This is a genomic window from Salinarimonas ramus, from assembly GCF_014645695.1.
GTDB lineage: Bacteria > Pseudomonadota > Alphaproteobacteria > Rhizobiales > Beijerinckiaceae > Salinarimonas > Salinarimonas ramus.
Genome location: NZ_BMMF01000039.1, coordinates 1 through 832 on the forward strand (window position 1 = coordinate 1; position 832 = coordinate 832).

Consider the following 832-nt stretch of genomic DNA (forward strand, 5'->3'; position numbering starts at 1 on the left):
CATCGGCGACGGGGCGATGTCGGCGGGCATGGCCTACGAGGCCATGAACAATGCGGGCGCCATGCATTCGCGCCTCGTCGTCATCCTCAACGACAACGACATGTCCATCGCACCGCCGGTGGGCGCCATGTCGGCCTATCTCGCCCGCCTCGTCTCGGGCAAGACCTACCGCTCCTTGCGCGAGACGGCCAAGCAGCTCACCCGCAAGCTGCCCAAGGGCCTCTCCGAGAAGGCGGCCCGGGCGGAGGAATACGCCCGCGGGTTCTGGACCGGCGGCACCATGTTCGAGGAGATGGGCTTCTACTACGTGGGCCCCATCGACGGGCACAACCTCGACCACCTCCTCCCCGTGCTGCGGAACGTGCGCGACACGGAGGGCGGGCCCGTCCTCGTCCACGTGGTGACGCAGAAGGGCAAGGGCTACGCCCCGGCGGAGGCGTCCTCCGACAAGTATCACGGCGTCGTCACCTTCGACGTGGTCACGGGCGCCCAGGCCAAGCCCAAGGCCAACGCGCCGGCCTATACCAAGGTGTTCGGGCAATCCTTGATCAAGGAAGCCGACGCCGACGACAGGATCGTCGCCATCACCGCGGCCATGCCCTCGGGCACCGGCATCGACCTCTTCGGCAAGGCGCATCCCACCCGCACCTTCGACGTGGGCATCGCCGAGCAGCACGCGGTGACCTTCGCCGCCGGCATGGCGACGGAGGGCTACAAGCCGTTCGTCGCGATCTATTCCACCTTCCTGCAGCGCGCCTACGACCAGATCGTCCACGACGTCGCCATCCAGAACCTGCCCGTGCGCTTCGCCATGGACCGCGCGGGGCTGGTG

1 protein-coding gene is annotated in these 832 nt (G+C 68.0%); it reads left to right on the top strand.

Features of this window, described 5'->3' with window-relative positions; genetic code table 11:
- Positions 1-832, top strand: an 832-nt coding sequence (locus tag IEX89_RS24110) for a 1-deoxy-D-xylulose-5-phosphate synthase N-terminal domain-containing protein (RefSeq protein ID WP_280513939.1), incomplete at both ends; no start/stop codon positions are given.